This window comes from Pseudomonas sp. PI1, from assembly GCF_000812405.1.
Lineage (GTDB): Bacteria > Pseudomonadota > Gammaproteobacteria > Pseudomonadales > Pseudomonadaceae > Pseudomonas > Pseudomonas citronellolis.
This window is the reverse complement of the sequence record NZ_JWMC01000080.1, coordinates 94,379-110,267: the sequence shown is the minus strand read 5'-3', so window position 1 is coordinate 110,267 and position 15,889 is coordinate 94,379. Positions and strand designations below refer to the sequence as shown.

The window sequence follows — 15,889 nt, the reverse complement described above, 5'->3', positions numbered from 1 at the left end:
CACGGTTGGGCCGGCAGCGGCTGGGGGCAAATCACCCTGCCGCGCATCGGCCAGGAGGTCATCGTCGACTTCCTCGATGGCGACCCGGACCAACCCGTCGTCACCGGGCGCAGCTACCGGGTGGGCAACCGCCCGCCCTACGAACTGCCCAGGCACCAGGTGCTCAGCACCCTCAAGAGCAAGGAACACAAGGGCCAGCGCGCCAGCGAGCTGCGCCTGGACGACACCACCGGCGAAATCAGCGCCGCGCTGATGAACGACCATGGCCAAAGCCATCTGCACCTGGGCTACCTCACCCACCCGCGGCCCGACGGCGGCCAGCCGCGCGGCGAAGGCTTCGAGCTGCGCACCGACCTGCACGGCGCCTTGCGCGCGGCGCAGGGGATGCTGCTCAGCACCGAGGCACAAGCCAACGCCAACGGCGGCCAGCTCGACCGCGCCCAACTGGTCAGCACCCTGGAGGCGGCACTGGAGCTGGCCAGGACCCTGGGCGACTACGCCGGTGAACACCAGGGCCTGGCCCACCAGGCCAAGCCGCAAGAAAACCTGACCGAGGCCGTGCGCGCCATGGGCCATGGCGCCAACGACCAGGCCGACGGCGGCGGCAATGGCAGTGAACCGGTCATCGCCCTCTCCGCCCCGGCCGGCATCGCCCTGGCCAGCCCGCGCAGCATCGCCCTGGGCGCCGGTGAGCACATCGATGCCGCCGCCCAGCAACACCTGCAACTCACTGCCGGCGAGCAGATGCTGCTCAACGCCGGCCAGGGCCTGGGCACCTTTGCCCAGAGCGGCGACATGCGCCACATCGCCCACCAGGGCCAATTGCTCCTGCAGGCGCAGCACAACAGCGTTCGTCTGGAGGCCGACCAGAGCGTGGAAATCAGTGCAAGCCAGGAGCACATCCTGGTCAAAGCCCAAGAGCACATCACCCTGCTGTGCGGCGGCGCCTATCTAAAGATGCAAGGTGGGAACATCGAGTTAGGCATGCCCGGCAACTTTACCGCCAAGGCAGCGAACCATCAGTTCCTCGCCCCCAGCAGTGCCTCAGAGGCTTTCAATGCATGGGAGCGAGCGCCATTCGACGAGCGCATTCAGCTCAAGCGCAATGGCCGTTCCCTACCGAATTATCGCTATGAAATTGTGCGGAGCGACGGCACTCGCATTCCAGGTGTGACCGACAGCGAAGGCTGGGCTGACCTTCAGCGCAGCCTTACAACGGAGGGTTACGAAATCCAGTTGCTGGGGCCGGCCTGAAAGCGATCGAGGAAAGGAATTCACCCATGACCGACACCACTCGCCCTATTCCAACGGAAATTGGCCCGGATGGCCGGGTAAGGGCCAGAGTTAGCATGACACCGTCCTCCAACACCCAGCGCGTGGAGGTAGAAGTCCCCCCGGATCAGGCCATTCCCATCGTATTCGTACCGGGCATCATGGGCAGCCCATTGCTGGCGACAGGGGAAAACCTTGGCATGGTCCAAAAGAGCCGTTGGGCATGGTTTCCCGATGACGTCAAATGGTTGATAAAGCCACTTGATAGCTATCGAACCCTTACCCCTGGCGAGCGCAAACGTCTTCTGTCCCCCACGGCAACCCGTGCATTCGCTACTCCGGAGGATGCTCATCGCGAAACCGTCGCTAAGCACAGCTCAACGCTCTATGTCGAGGAGGCCCTGCAACGTGGTTGGGGCTCGGTGATGTTAAGCTCCTATGGTGGCATCCTTAACTTCCTCGAAGCGCAACTGCGCTACATCCTCACCCCCCAGGGCCAGCCCTACCCGGGTATCCTGGGCGCAATGCCCCGCGATCCTGCCTCTTGGGGAGAACTCAAGGGGTACGTGCCATTGGACCAGACGAGCCTTCGACAAGCAGCAGAGTTTCGTTATCCGGTCTATGCGGTGGGCTACAACTGGCTGAACTCCAATGCCGAAGCCGCCGACTACCTGGCCGAACGCATCCGCGCCATTCTTGAACGCTGCCAACGGGACATGCGCATCAAGTGCCGGCACGGAGTAATTCTGGTCACCCACTCCATGGGCGGGCTGGTAGCACGCCTGTGCGCCAAGCGCTATCCGGAGCTGATCCAAGGTGTCGTGCATGGTGTACAACCTGCCACAGGTGCGGCCACCGCTTACCGGCGGGTGCGCGCCGGCTGGGAAGACCTGGCGGGCGCCATCGGGCTGGGCGGCACCGGACGCAAGATCATGCCGGTATTCGCCAATGCCGCCGGCCCACTGGAACTACTGCCCAGCCAGCGCTATGGCTCGGGTTGGCTGCGGGTTACCTGCAACGGCAAGGAGTTGCTGCAGTTGCCCAGGTCCAGTCCGGACGGCATCGATCCCTATACGCAGATTTACCTGGAGCCGGATGCATGGTGGCGCTTGATGGATCCGGCCTGGATTGATCCGGTCGATACCGAGGCTCCCAGCAATGTAGCTGCTCCATCCCTGACTGCTGCTTGGATGGCCTATAGAAAACAACTGAATCGTGCAAAGAGCTTCCATGCAGATCTGGGCGACTACTACCATCCTCATAGCTATGTGCATTACGGCGCAGATGAGGACTACCCGTCTTTCCGCTGCGTCACCTGGGACTTGAAAGGCAGCTTCATCGCTTATCAGCTACCGGGGCAAAGCGGAACGCGCGCGACGCTCGCCGGCTCAGAGCACGCCGCCAACCTGCGGCTGGTCGATGACAACCACGAGGGACGGGTTCGCCTGGTCAATGACCAGAGCGAGCAGCAGTGGATCAATCAACATGGCGTCGGGGTGGTCCACGACACCCGTGGCGACAGCTACATCGCCGAGTTGCAAGGCCAGGATCAAGGCGGCGACGGCACCGTACCGGCGCACTCGGCCGAGGACGCGGAAAAACGGGCGGTATTCGCCGCGCGCATGCACGGCTACGAACATCAGGGTTCCTACGCCGATGCCCGGGTCCAGCGTCTAACGCTCTACTGCGTCTTGAGCATTGGCGCCCAGGCCAGGGAGCTCTCCCCGACATGACCCGCAAGCACATACTTCTGTCCCTGATCGCCACTGCCATGCTGCTCGGTGCCTGCGCCTACGGCTGGCGCCAGTGGCGTCTGGCCCATCCCGACCGGAGCCATGAGATGACCGCATTGACCCAGAACATGCGCACCCACTGTGTGGGCCGCCTGCTGATCGACCTGCCCGAGGGCAGTACCTGGAAGCCTGACGCGAGTGGCGCAACTATAGGCGGCATTAAACTTGCCGTCGAAACGGATATAAGACAAGAGCGGTTCAAGGAGCGGGTGGAAAAGCGCTGGAGGGAAGTCGAAGCAATAAAACTCGATAACTATAGGAAAAGATATGTCCGCCCATCTGAACGACATGACCCAACTGCCAATGCCGCAGTGTTTCTTTATGAGTTTGAATATATAGATGGTCCGAACCTGCAGGGAGTATGGAGCAAGGATCTGTTTTACCAAGTTGAGGGCTACTACTGGGCTGATGGCACCCTGTTCAAACTGGGCCCCGCGCTCAATGGCCAGGAAAAAATCGCCGAGCTGTTGCCCCGTCTGCGAGCACGCAAGGCGGATGAGGTTCCCTCTTCGCCTGGACTGTGCCTAAACGGTGCTTTCGTGATGGGGTACTACGACCTTGCTGAGAGCGAGCAGATCACTGGGAATTTTAACCTGCCTTATGACCTGGGCTTGCGGATCGAGCATACGCTCGTCCATGAGCCCGCCGGTTCACTGTTCCAACGTGACAAGGAGTCTCTCGGGGAAGCTGCTGCTTATATGGCAGCAACAATGTCTACCGATGATTTCTACGATGATCACAAGTTTCGTTGGGCAAAACTTCGTGCGGGGGAGTTGGATGGTGAAGAGGGCGTGGTAGGGGCTATCCAAGGAACGAAGTCAACAGGGTACGAGACTTCTATCGGGGGAGTCTGGGAGTATCCCGGACTTGGGAAGCCATCTCCTCGTCCCATGGTGAACATCAAACTGAATGTACCGGATATCCGGACCACTTATATCCCATCCCCGGCTGGGGGCTTCCCGAAACCACAAGACGTATCGCAAGGCCCCACCGAAGCCGAGTTCTTCGAGGTCTGGGATGCCGTGGTGGCCAGCGTGCGCTTCCGCCCCGGCGCACTGACGCCGCCGCCGCTCAAGCCCGACCCGGCGCCACCGATCTCTCGCGAACAGGCCGAAGCGGACCAGCGTTTTCTCGATGACTTCATCGCCAGCCGGCCGGGTGGTGCAGGCAAACCCCCGGAATGAGGGCGCCCATTGCCAGTTGGAAGGGGCGGTTCGGCTGCATCCTCATCCTGTTGGCGTCGCTCGGTGCCTGCGCCTACGGCTGGCGCCAGTGGCGTCTGGCTCATCCCGACCGGAGCCATGAGATGACCGCATTGACCCAGAACCTGCGCACCCACTGTGTGGGCCGCCTGCTGATCGACCTGCCCGAGGGCAGTACCTGGAAGCCTGACGCGAGTGGCGCAACTATAGGCGGCATTAAACTTGCCGTTGAAACGGATATCAGCCAGGAACGGTTCAAGGACTACATAGAGCAACGTTGGCAAGAAATTGAGGCTAAGAAAAGCAGAAGTAAACGTTACGTGCAGCGCTCTGCCGAGCGTACCTCGCCCCTGACCAACAGTGCTGTCTTCACATATGGCTTCCGTCATGTGGAGGGGCCTGACGTGGATGGGGTATATCGCAACAATATCTTCCATGATGCGGAGGGCTACTACTGGGCCGATGGCACCCTGTTCAAATTGGGCCCCGCGCTCAATGGCCAGGAAAAAATCGCCGCGTTGTTACCCCGCCTGTATGCGCGCAAGGCAGATGAGATTCCCTTTTCGCCAGGGCTGTGCCTGAACGGTGGATTCGTGAGGGGGTACTACGACCTTGGCGAAAGCGAGGAGGTCAGTTGGAGGTTTTCTCTTCCCCGGATGCTTGGCTTGGTTATCCGCCACACGGCTGTTCGAAGCCCTATGCAACCTCTCCTTGAACGTAACCGTGAGGCCGAGCGGGAAATGGCTGCGTTTGTCGCCCGAATACTGGCGCAGTCAAATGTCGTCGCCGGTAACACGGTCTATCGAGAGGCTGCACGTTCCGAAGGAGCCATGGATGGGCAGGAATACGCCATGGGGGGCACACAAGAGGAAAATCCTGCTTCATTCAAAACCAATGTAGCCGCTGAGTGGGCGTTCCCCGGCGCAGGGCTACCCTCGCCGCAACCCAGCGTAGCCGTGAGTATGGGCAGCACATTCCGTACATCATCCAAGCCCTTATCACTAGGGGCATTTCCGGAAGCGCAAGACACCCCAGATGGCCCCACCGAAGCCGAGTTCTTCGAGGTCTGGGATGCCGTGGTGGCCAGCGTGCGCTTCCGCCCCGGCGCACTGACTCCGCCGCCGCTCAAGCCCGCCCCGGCGCCGCCGACCTCCCGTGAACAGGCCGAAGTGGACCAGCGAGCGCTGGACGACTTCATCGCCAGCCGGCCAGGTGTTTCAGGTAAGCCATCGGAGTAAGGGAAGTCATTAACCTGTCGGCTACGCCTTCGTCGCTCGGGCAATGCCTCCTGACGGAAGACGCTGCTATCGTCGGCTTCTGCGGGTCTGCTCTGGCTCGCGGCACAATGAACGAAGTCCAAGATCGCGAAGTGCAGTGGCGATCTGAAGCCTGTAGCTTTGCGGAGCGGGCCGGTACAATCGGCCGCTTATCGTTTCCGCGTTGCATAGGACCACCATGACCGCCTCCTTCGTCCACCTGCGTCTGCACTCCGAGTACTCCCTGGTCGACGGCCTGGTCAGGGTCAAACCGTTGTGCAAGGCAGTGGCCGGCGCCGGCATGCCGGCGGTGGCGATCACCGACCAGAGCAACATGTGCTCGCTGGTGAAGTTCTACAAGACCGCCATGGGCGCCGGCATCAAGCCGATCTGCGGCGCCGACATCTGGCTGGCCAGCCGCGACGAGGACGGCCCGCTCAGCCGCCTGAGCCTGCTGGTGATGAACGCCAAGGGCTACCGCAACCTCACCGAGCTGATCTCCCGCGGCTGGCAGGAAGGCCAGCGCAACGGCGAGATCATCATCGAGCGCGACTGGGTGAAAGAGGCCGCCGAAGGCCTGATCGCGCTGTCCGCGGCCAAGGAAGGGGAGATCGGCCACGCCCTGCTCGACGGCGAGGACGCCCTGGCCGACTCGCTGCTGGCCGAGTGGATGGAAGTCTTCCCCGACCGCTTCTACCTGGAAGTGCAGCGCACCGCGCGGGTCAACGACGAGGAACACCTGCACGCCGCCGTGGCGCTGGCCGAGCGCAGCGGCGCGCCGCTGGTGGCCACCAATGACGTGCGCTTCATCAAGCAGGAAGACTTCGAGGCCCACGAGACCCGCGTGTGCATCGGCGAAGGCCGCGCCCTGGACGACCCGCGCCGCTCGCGCAACTACTCCGACCAGCAGTACCTGAAATCGCCGGCGGAAATGGCCGAGCTGTTCAGCGACCTGCCCGAGGCCCTGGAAAACACCGTCGAGATCGCCAAGCGCTGCAACATCGAAGTGCAGCTGGGCAAGTACTTCCTGCCCAACTTCCCGATTCCCATCGAAGGCATGGACATCAACGACTACCTGCGCCATGTCTCCTACGAGGGGCTGGAGGAGCGCCTGGCGGTGCTGCTGCCCAAGGACACGCCGAACTACGAGGAAAAGCGCCAGGTCTACGTCGACCGCCTGGAGTTCGAGCTGGGCACCATCATCCAGATGGGCTTCCCCGGCTACTTCCTGATCGTGATGGACTTCATCAAGTGGGCCAAGAACAACGGCGTGCCGGTGGGGCCGGGCCGGGGTTCGGGTGCCGGCTCGCTGGTTGCCTACGTGCTGAAGATCACCGACCTCGACCCGCTGGCCTACGACCTGCTGTTCGAACGCTTCCTCAACCCCGAACGTATCTCCATGCCCGACTTCGACGTGGACTTCTGCATGGAAGGCCGCGACCGGGTGATCGACTACGTGGCCGACGCCTACGGGCGCAACGCGGTGAGCCAGATCATCACCTTCGGCTCCATGGCCGCCAAGGCGGTGGTGCGCGACGTGGCGCGGGTGCAGGGCAAGTCCTACGGCCTGGCCGACAAGCTGTCGAAGATGATCCCCTTCGAAGTCGGCATGACCCTGGACAAGGCCTTCGAACAGGAGGAAATGCTCCGCGACTTCCTCAAGTCCGACGAGGAAGCCCAGGAAATCTGGGACATGGCCCTGAAGCTGGAAGGCGTCACCCGCGGCACCGGCAAGCACGCCGGCGGCGTGGTGATCGCGCCGACCAAGCTCACCGACTTCTCGCCCATCGCCTGCGACGAAGAAGGCGGCGGCCTGGTGACCCAGTTCGACAAGGACGACGTGGAAGCCGCCGGCCTGGTGAAGTTCGACTTCCTCGGCCTGCGCACCCTGACCATCATCAAGTGGGCGATGGAAATCATCCATCGCATCCAGCGCAAGGCCGGCGACGAGAACCTGGTCGACATCGACCGCATCCCGCTGGACGACAAGAAGACCTACGACCTGCTGCAGAAGGCCGAGACCACCGCGGTGTTCCAGCTGGAATCGCGCGGCATGAAGGAGCTGATCAAGAAGCTCAAGCCAGACTGCCTGGAAGACCTCATCGCACTGGTGGCGCTGTTCCGCCCCGGCCCGCTGCAGTCGGGCATGGTGGACGACTTCATCAACCGTAAGCACGGCCGCGAGGAAATCTCCTACCCGCACCCGGACTACCAGTATGCGGGCCTGGAGCCGGTGCTCAAGCCCACCTACGGCATCATCCTGTACCAGGAACAGGTGATGCAGATCGCCCAGGTGATGGCCGGCTACACCCTCGGCGGCGCGGACATGCTGCGCCGCGCCATGGGCAAGAAGAAGCCCGAGGAGATGGCCAAGCAGCGCGGCGGCTTCATCGAAGGCTGCGCCAACAACGGCATCGACAAGGACCTGGCGGGCAACATCTTCGACCTGGTGGAAAAGTTCGCCGGCTACGGCTTCAACAAGTCGCACTCGGCCGCCTACGGCCTGGTGTCCTACCAGACCGCCTGGCTGAAGACGCACTGGGCCGCGCCCTTCATGGCCGCGGTACTCACCGCGGATATGCAGAACACCGACAAGGTGGTGACGCTGATCGAAGAATGCCGGCACATGAAGCTGCGCATCGTCGCCCCGGACGTGAACAACTCCGAGTTCCGCTTCACCGTCGACGACGACAACCAGATCGTCTACGGCCTGGGCGCGATCAAGGGCGTCGGCGAAGGCCCGGTGGAAGCCATCACCGAATGCCGCGCCGAGGGCGGGCCGTTCAAGGACCTGTTCGATTTCTGCGACCGCATCGACCTCAAGCGCATCAACAAGCGCACCCTCGATGCGCTGATCCGCGCCGGCGCGCTGGACCGCCTGGGCCCGTATTTCCACGAAGAGCCCAAGGCCTATCTGGCCGATATCGACCGCAACCGCGCGGTGCTGCTGGCGTCCATGGAGGAAGCCATCAAGGCCGCCGAGCAGACCTCGCGCAGCCATGACAGCGGCCACATGGACCTGTTCGGCGGGCTGTTCGCCGAGCCCGAGGCCGACGTCTACGCCAACCACCGCAAGGCCAAGGAACTGACCCTCAAGGAACGCCTGAAAGGCGAGAAGGACACTCTCGGCCTGTACCTCACCGGCCACCCGATCGACGAGTACGAAGGCGAGGTGCGCCGCTTCGCCCGCCAGCGCATCGTCGAACTGAAGCCGGCGCGCGACACCCAGACCGTGGCTGGGCTGATCGTCAACCTGCGGGTGATGAAGAACAAGCGCGGCGACAAGATGGGCTTCGTCACCCTCGACGACCGCTCCGGGCGCATCGAGGCCTCGCTGTTCGCCGAGGCCTTCGCCGCCAACCAGGGCCTGCTGCAGACCGACGCCATGGTGGTGATCGAGGGCGAGGTCAGCCAGGACGACTTCTCCGGCGGCCTGCGCCTGCGCGCCAAGCGCGTGATGGGCCTGGAGGAGGCGCGCACCGCGCTGGCCGAGAGCCTGCGGCTGAAGGTCGCCGCGGATGCGCTCAAGGGCGACCGCCTGCGCTGGCTGGCCGAGCTGTGCGGCCGCCATCGCGGCAACTGCCCGGTCACCGTCGACTACAGTTCCAGCGACGCCCGCGCCCTGCTGCAGTTCGGCGAAGACTGGCGCATCGACCCGGCCGATGCGCTGATTCAGGCATTGCGTGACCAGTTCGGACGCGACAACGTCTTCCTCAACTACCGCTAGCGTGGCCGGTGGCCGAACGCCGCCCGCCCGCCAGTCTCGACCCTGGGCGCCCGATACCGTAAGGTAGGGCGCCATACGGACCAGGCCCTGCCGCCATTCAGCACGACGGATAGCCCATGAACCCGAACTTCCTCGATTTCGAACAGCCGATCGCCGACATGCAAGCCAAGATCGAAGAGCTGCGTCTGGTCGGCAACGACAATTCCATCAACATCAGCGATGAAATCGCCCGCCTGGAAGACAAGAGCCGCGCGCTGACCGAGAACATCTTCGGCAACCTGAGCAGCTGGCAGATCGCCCAGCTCGCGCGCCACCCGCGCCGGCCCTACACCCTGGACTACATCGAGCACATCTTCACCGAGTTCGAAGAACTGCACGGCGACCGCCACTTCGCCGACGACGCCGCCATCGTCGGCGGCGTCGCCCGCCTGGACGAGCAGCCGGTGATGGTCATCGGCCACCAGAAGGGCCGCGAAGTGCGCGAGAAGGTGCGCCGCAACTTCGGCATGCCGCGTCCGGAAGGCTACCGCAAGGCCTGCCGCCTGATGGAAATGGCCGAACGCTTCAAGATGCCGATCCTGACCTTCATCGACACCCCCGGCGCCTACCCGGGCATCGACGCCGAAGAGCGCGGCCAGAGCGAGGCCATCGCCTGGAACCTGCGCGTGATGGCGCGCCTGAAGACGCCGATCATCGCCACCGTCATCGGCGAGGGCGGCTCCGGCGGCGCCCTGGCCATCGGCGTCTGCGACAACCTGAACATGCTGCAGTACTCCACCTACGCGGTGATCTCCCCGGAAGGCTGCGCCTCGATCCTCTGGCGCACCGCCGAAAAGGCCCCGGAAGCCGCCGAAGCCATGGGCATCACCGCGGCGCGCCTGAAGGACCTGGGCATCGTCGACACCGTGATCCCCGAACCGCTGGGCAGCGCCCACCGCGACCCGGCCGCTGCCGCGGAAAGCATCCGCAACGCGCTCAAGTCGCAACTGGCCATGCTCAAGGGCCTGAGCACCGAGGAACTGCTGGCTCGCCGCTACGAGCGGCTGATGAGCTACGGGATCGCTTGAGGGCGGCGGGAGGCTGGAAGCTGGAAGCTGGAAGCTGAAGGCAAGAGCGAAAAGCCCGCCTCCCTCACGCTCTTCGGCTTCCAGCTTCCAGCTTCCAGCTTCCAGCCCCCTGTCCCCTCTATGCCCCTACCATCCCGCCTGCTCTCCGCCCTGGCCCCCTGGCGTCAGGCCCCGGCGTGGCGGGTAGGCTTCTCCGGTGGGTTGGATTCCTCCGTGCTGTTGCACCTGCTGGCGCAACTGGCCAGGACCGAATCCCTGCCGCCTCTGTCCGCCATCCACGTCCACCATGGCCTGCAGGCCGCGGCCGATGCCTGGCCGGCGCACTGCGAGGCGTTCTGCCGCGAGCTGGGCGTTCCTCTGCTGGTCGAACGGGTAACGGTACCGACGGGCGCGAGCCTGGAGCAGGCCGCGCGTCGTGCACGCTACGAGGCTTTTGCGAAACACCTGAAAACGGGCGACTGCCTGCTGGCCGCCCAGCACCGCGACGACCAGGCCGAGACCCTGCTGTTCCGCCTGCTGCGCGGCGCCGGCGTGCGTGGCCTGGCTGGCATTCCCGCAGCCCGGCCGCTGGGGCGTGGCATGCTGCTGCGGCCCTTGCTGGACGTCTCCCGCGCCGAACTCGAAGCCTACGCCCGCGAGCATGGCCTGCGCTGGATCGAAGACCCGTCCAACACCGATACCGCCTTCGCCCGCAACTACCTGCGCCGGCGCGTGCTGCCGCTGCTCGCCGAGCGCTGGCCACGGGCTGTGGACAACATCGCCCGCAGCGCCGCGCACCTGGCCGAGGCCGAGGCGCTGCTGGCCGAACTGGCGCAGCAGGACCTGGCGGCGGCGCGGCCCGGCAATGACTTCGACTGGTTGCACGTACCCTCGCTGGCCTTGGCTCCGCTGCTGGAGCTCAGTGAAAGCCGCCAGCGCAACGCCCTGCGCCACTGGCTGGCGCCCTTCACGCCGATGCCGGACAGCGCCCACTGGGCCGGCTGGCAGGCCCTGCGCGATGCCGCCGGGGATGCCGCGCCGGTCTGGCGCCTGGGCGGCGGCGAGCTGCAGCGCAGCGGCGGGCGGCTCTGGTGGCTGTCGGGCGCCTGGCTGCAGGCGCCGGCGTGCGAACTGCCCTGGGACGACCCGTCGCAACCCCTGGCGCTGCCCGGCAATGGCCTTCTGCACCTGGAAGGTGCACCGCCCGTCGGGCCGCTGCGGGTGACCTGCCGGCGCGGCGGCGAGCAACTGGAACTGGCCCAACGCGGCCACCGCGACCTCAAGCGGCTGCTCAACGAAAGCGCCGTGCCGGCCTTCGTCCGGCCGCGGCTGCCGCTGCTCTGGCGCGGCGGGCAACTGCTCGGCGTGGCCAACCTGCCGGCGCTGCGCCAGGCCGGCGAGACGGGCTGGCGCCTGCGCTGGACAGCCCCGACGAATGACCCGGGTTTGAGCTGAAAGGGCCTTTCCGGTAGACTACGCTCCCGTCTTATACCGCTCCCGTCGATTCCCACGGAATCGGCGGGAGTTCGCTATTGAGCGCGGCATGCGCCGCGGTTTGGGCCGCGGCCCATTCATTCGCTTCCCCGGCGGCCCAGCCGCCTAAACGCTGACATTCAGGGCTTTTCATGACGCGCTACATCTTCGTCACGGGTGGTGTTGTTTCTTCATTGGGGAAAGGCATCGCCTCGGCTTCCTTGGCTGCCATTCTGGAAGCGCGTGGCTTGAAGATCACGATGCTCAAGCTGGACCCCTACATCAACGTCGATCCGGGCACCATGAGCCCGTTCCAGCACGGTGAGGTGTTCGTCACCCACGATGGCGCCGAGACCGACCTCGACCTGGGCCATTACGAGCGCTTCGTGCGCACCACCATGACCCAGAACAACAACTTCACCACCGGCCGCGTCTACATGGACGTGCTGCGCAAGGAGCGCCGCGGCGACTACCTGGGCGCCACCGTGCAGGTGATCCCGCACATCACCGACGAGATCAAGCGGCGCATCATCAAGGGCGCCGGCGATGCCGACGTGGCCCTGGTGGAAGTCGGCGGCACCGTCGGCGACATCGAGTCGCAGCCGTTCCTCGAGGCGATCCGCCAGCTGCGCGTGGAAATCGGCTCGCGCCGCGCCATGCTGATGCACCTGACCCTGGTCCCGTACATCGCCACCGCCGGCGAGACCAAGACCAAGCCGACCCAGCACTCGGTCAAGGAGCTGCGCTCCATCGGCCTGCAGCCGGACGTGCTGGTCTGCCGCTCCGACCACCCGGTGGACGTCTCCTCGCGCCGCAAGATCGCCCTGTTCACCAACGTCGAAGAGCGCGCGGTCATCTCCCTGGAAGACGTCGACACCATCTACCGCATTCCGTCGGTGCTGCACGCCCAGGGCCTGGACGACATCGTCGTCGAGCGCTTCGGCCTGGAGTGCGGCCCGGCCGACCTGTCCGAGTGGGACCGGGTGGTCGACGCCAAGCTCAACCCCGAGCGCGAAGTCACCATCGCCATGGTCGGCAAGTACATGGAACTGCTCGACGCCTACAAGTCGCTGATCGAGGCCATGACCCACGCCGGCATCCAGAGCCGCACCAAGGTCAACCTGCGCTACATCGACTCCGAGGACATCGAGCAGCAGGGCACCGGCCTGCTCGACGGCGCCGACGCCATCCTGGTCCCGGGCGGCTTCGGCCTGCGCGGCGTGGAAGGCAAGATCACCGCCGTGCAGTACGCCCGCGAGAACAAGGTTCCCTACCTGGGCATCTGCCTGGGCATGCAGGTGGCGGTCATCGAATACGCCCGCAACGTGCTGGGCTGGAAGGACGCCAACTCCACCGAGTTCGACAAGTCCAGCGGCCACCCGGTGGTCGGCCTGATCACCGAATGGCAGGACTCCACCGGCGCCACCGAAGTGCGCACCGAGGCCTCCGACCTGGGCGGCACCATGCGCCTGGGCGCCCAGGAATGCCAGCTCGAAGCCGGCACCCTGGTGCACGACTGCTACGGCAAGGACGTGATCGTCGAGCGTCACCGCCACCGCTACGAAGTGAACAACAACCTGCTGCCGCAACTGCAGGAAGCTGGCCTGAAGATTTCCGGCCGCTCCGGCGACGGCGCGCTGGTGGAAGTGGTCGAGTCCCCGGACCATCCGTGGTTCGTCGCCTGCCAGTTCCACCCGGAGTTCACCTCCACCCCGCGTGATGGCCACCCGCTGTTCAGCGGCTTCGTCAACGCCGCCCTGAAGCAAGCCGGGAAGGCCTGAACATGAGCCAGAAGATCATCCGCGTCGGCGACATCCAGATCGGCAACGACCTGCCCTTCGTGCTGTTCGGCGGCATGAACGTGCTGGAATCGCGCGACCTGGCCATGCAGGTCTGCGAGGAATACGTGCGGGTCACCGAGAAGCTCGGCATCCCCTACGTGTTCAAGGCCAGCTTCGACAAGGCCAACCGCTCGTCCATCAACTCGTACCGCGGTCCGGGCATGGAAGAGGGGCTGAAGATCTTCGAAGAGATCAAGAAGACCTTCAAGGTGCCGGTCATCACCGACGTCCACGAGCCCTTCCAGGCCGCCCCGGTGGCCGAGGTCTGCGACATCATCCAGCTGCCGGCGTTCCTCTCCCGGCAGACCGACCTGGTCGTGGCCATGGCCAGGACCGGCGCGGTGATCAACATCAAGAAGGCCCAGTTCCTCGCGCCCCAGGAGATGAAACACATCCTGACCAAGTGCGAGGAAGCCGGTAACGACCAACTGATCCTCTGCGAGCGTGGCTCCTCCTTCGGTTACAACAACCTGGTGGTGGACATGCTCGGCTTCGGCATCATGAAGCAGTTCCAGTACCCGGTGTTCTTCGACGTGACCCACGCCCTGCAGATGCCGGGCGGCCGCGCCGATTCCGCCGGCGGCCGCCGCGCCCAGGTCACCGACCTGGCCAAGGCCGGCATGAGCCAGGGCCTGGCCGGCCTGTTCCTGGAGGCCCACCCGGACCCCGAGCACGCCAAGTGCGACGGCCCGTGCGCCCTGCGCTTGAACAAGCTCGAGCCTTTCCTGTCCCAGCTCAAGCAGCTGGACGACCTGGTGAAGAGTTTCCCCACCATCGAGACCGCCTGAGAACCTGACAATGTCTGCCTGCGCTTGCCCATGCTGCGTTGGAAACAATCGAAAAGATGCTCATTTACTCTATGTAAACTGCGCTTTTTCGCTTGCTTCCGCCTTGCCTGAGCTGCGCTCGGCGAGACCTTGAACAGGTTCTAAAGTCTCACCAGCCGCCCCGTTTATCTATCTTCGGAGTGTTATCAAGAATGGCAAAGATCGTCGACATCAAGGGCCGTGAGGTCCTGGACTCCCGCGGCAACCCGACCGTTGAAGCGGACGTGATCCTGGACAACGGCATCGTCGGCAGCGCCTGCGCCCCGTCCGGTGCTTCCACCGGTTCCCGCGAGGCACTCGAACTGCGCGATGGCGACAAGAGCCGTTACCTGGGCAAGGGCGTGCTGAAGGCCGTGGCCAACATCAACGGCCCGATCCGCGACCTGCTGCTGGGCAAGGACCCGGTCGAGCAGCGGGCGCTGGACCAGGCGATGATCGAACTCGACGGCACCGACAACAAGGCCAAGCTGGGCGCCAACGCCATCCTGGCCGTGTCCCTGGCCGCCGCCAAGGCCGCCGCACAGGCCAAGGGCGTGCCGCTGTACGCGCACATCGCCGATCTGAACGGCACCCCGGGCGTGTACTCCATGCCGGTGCCGATGATGAACATCATCAACGGCGGCGAGCATGCCGACAACAACGTCGACATCCAGGAGTTCATGGTCCAGCCGGTAGGCGCCAAGACCTTCGCCGACGCGCTGCGCATGGGCGCCGAGATCTTCCACCACCTCAAGGCCGTGCTGAAGGCCCGTGGCCTGAGCACCTCGGTGGGCGACGAAGGCGGTTTCGCACCGAACCTGGCTTCCAACGAAGACGCCCTGGCCGCCATCGCCGAAGCCGTGGCCAACGCCGGTTACAAGCTGGGTGACGACGTGACCCTGGCCCTGGACTGCGCTTCCAGCGAATTCTTCAAGGACGGCAAGTACGACCTCGAAGGCGAAGGCAAGGTGTTCGACGCCGCCGGCTTCGCCGACTACCTGGCCGGCCTGGCCGAGCGTTTCCCGATCATCTCCATCGAAGACGGCATGGACGAGTCCGACTGGGCCGGCTGGAAAGTCCTCACCGACAAGATCGGCGGCAAGGTGCAACTGGTCGGCGACGACCTGTTCGTGACCAACACCAGGATCCTCAAGGAAGGCATCGAGAAGGGCATCGGCAACTCCATCCTGATCAAGTTCAACCAGATCGGCTCGCTGACCGAGACCCTCGAAGCCATCCAGATGGCCAAGGCTGCCGGCTACACTGCGGTGATCTCGCACCGCAGCGGCGAAACCGAGGACAGCACCATCGCCGACCTGGCCGTGGGCACCGCCGCCGGCCAGATCAAGACCGGTTCGCTGTGCCGCTCCGACCGCGTGTCCAAGTACAACCAGCTGCTGCGCATCGAAGAGCAGCTGGGCGCCAAGGCGCCGTACCGTGGCCGCGCGGAATTCCGCGGCTGAGGCTAGTCTG

The 15,889-nt window shown here is 64.6% G+C and carries 10 protein-coding genes; all 10 read left to right on the top strand.

Features of this window, described 5'->3' with window-relative positions; translation table 11 throughout:
* The coding region (locus RN02_RS25610) for a DUF2345 domain-containing protein (protein ID WP_043317835.1) at positions 1–1,254 on the top strand (1,254 nt) is incomplete at its 5' end.
* Between the two features lie 26 nt (positions 1,255–1,280).
* Positions 1,281–3,005 (top strand): esterase/lipase family protein, encoded by a 1,725-nt coding sequence (locus RN02_RS25605; protein WP_043317833.1) that lies wholly within the window; start codon positions 1,281–1,283, stop codon positions 3,003–3,005.
* On the top strand, positions 3,002–4,249 hold the full coding sequence (locus tag RN02_RS25600; protein ID WP_043317831.1) for a T6SS immunity protein Tli4 family protein: 1,248 nt from the start codon (positions 3,002–3,004) through the stop codon (positions 4,247–4,249). Before RN02_RS25605 ends, RN02_RS25600 begins: the two co-directional genes overlap by 4 nt.
* Positions 4,250–4,371: 122 nt before the next feature.
* Positions 4,372–5,505 (top strand): T6SS immunity protein Tli4 family protein, encoded by a 1,134-nt coding sequence (locus RN02_RS25595; RefSeq protein ID WP_082033888.1) that lies wholly within the window; start codon positions 4,372–4,374, stop codon positions 5,503–5,505.
* A 217-nt stretch (positions 5,506–5,722) separates the two neighbouring features.
* Positions 5,723–9,250, top strand: a complete 3,528-nt coding sequence (gene dnaE / locus RN02_RS25590) for a DNA polymerase III subunit alpha (protein ID WP_043271174.1) — start codon at positions 5,723–5,725, stop codon at positions 9,248–9,250.
* A gap of 116 nt (positions 9,251–9,366) precedes the next feature.
* Entirely contained in the window at positions 9,367–10,317 is a 951-nt protein-coding gene (accA, locus tag RN02_RS25585; RefSeq protein ID WP_043317827.1) for an acetyl-CoA carboxylase carboxyl transferase subunit alpha, read from the top strand.
* A 120-nt stretch (positions 10,318–10,437) separates the two neighbouring features.
* Positions 10,438–11,751, top strand: a complete 1,314-nt coding sequence (tilS, locus tag RN02_RS25580; protein ID WP_043317825.1) for a tRNA lysidine(34) synthetase TilS — start codon at positions 10,438–10,440, stop codon at positions 11,749–11,751.
* A gap of 170 nt (positions 11,752–11,921) precedes the next feature.
* Complete coding sequence (locus RN02_RS25575; protein ID WP_009616672.1) at positions 11,922–13,550, top strand: CTP synthase; 1,629 nt, start codon at positions 11,922–11,924, stop codon at positions 13,548–13,550.
* A gap of 2 nt (positions 13,551–13,552) precedes the next feature.
* Complete coding sequence (kdsA, locus tag RN02_RS25570) at positions 13,553–14,398, top strand: 3-deoxy-8-phosphooctulonate synthase (RefSeq protein WP_043317823.1); 846 nt, start codon at positions 13,553–13,555, stop codon at positions 14,396–14,398.
* 191 nt (positions 14,399–14,589) lie between these two features.
* The gene (eno, locus tag RN02_RS25565) at positions 14,590–15,879 is read left to right on the top strand and encodes a phosphopyruvate hydratase (protein ID WP_043317821.1); all 1,290 of its coding nucleotides are present in this window, start codon (positions 14,590–14,592) and stop codon (positions 15,877–15,879) included.
* Positions 15,880–15,889 lie beyond the last annotated feature (10 nt).

Coding starts and splice junctions, on each gene's coding strand:
- RN02_RS25605 (WP_043317833.1), top strand. CDS start 1,281: ATGACCGACACCACTCGCCCTATTCCAACGGAAATTGGCCCGGATGGC.
- RN02_RS25600 (WP_043317831.1), top strand. CDS start 3,002: ATGACCCGCAAGCACATACTTCTGTCCCTGATCGCCACTGCCATGCTG.
- RN02_RS25595 (WP_082033888.1), top strand. CDS start 4,372: ATGACCGCATTGACCCAGAACCTGCGCACCCACTGTGTGGGCCGCCTG.
- dnaE (WP_043271174.1), top strand. CDS start 5,723: ATGACCGCCTCCTTCGTCCACCTGCGTCTGCACTCCGAGTACTCCCTG.
- accA (WP_043317827.1), top strand. CDS start 9,367: ATGAACCCGAACTTCCTCGATTTCGAACAGCCGATCGCCGACATGCAA.
- tilS (WP_043317825.1), top strand. CDS start 10,438: ATGCCCCTACCATCCCGCCTGCTCTCCGCCCTGGCCCCCTGGCGTCAG.
- RN02_RS25575 (WP_009616672.1), top strand. CDS start 11,922: ATGACGCGCTACATCTTCGTCACGGGTGGTGTTGTTTCTTCATTGGGG.
- kdsA (WP_043317823.1), top strand. CDS start 13,553: ATGAGCCAGAAGATCATCCGCGTCGGCGACATCCAGATCGGCAACGAC.
- eno (WP_043317821.1), top strand. CDS start 14,590: ATGGCAAAGATCGTCGACATCAAGGGCCGTGAGGTCCTGGACTCCCGC.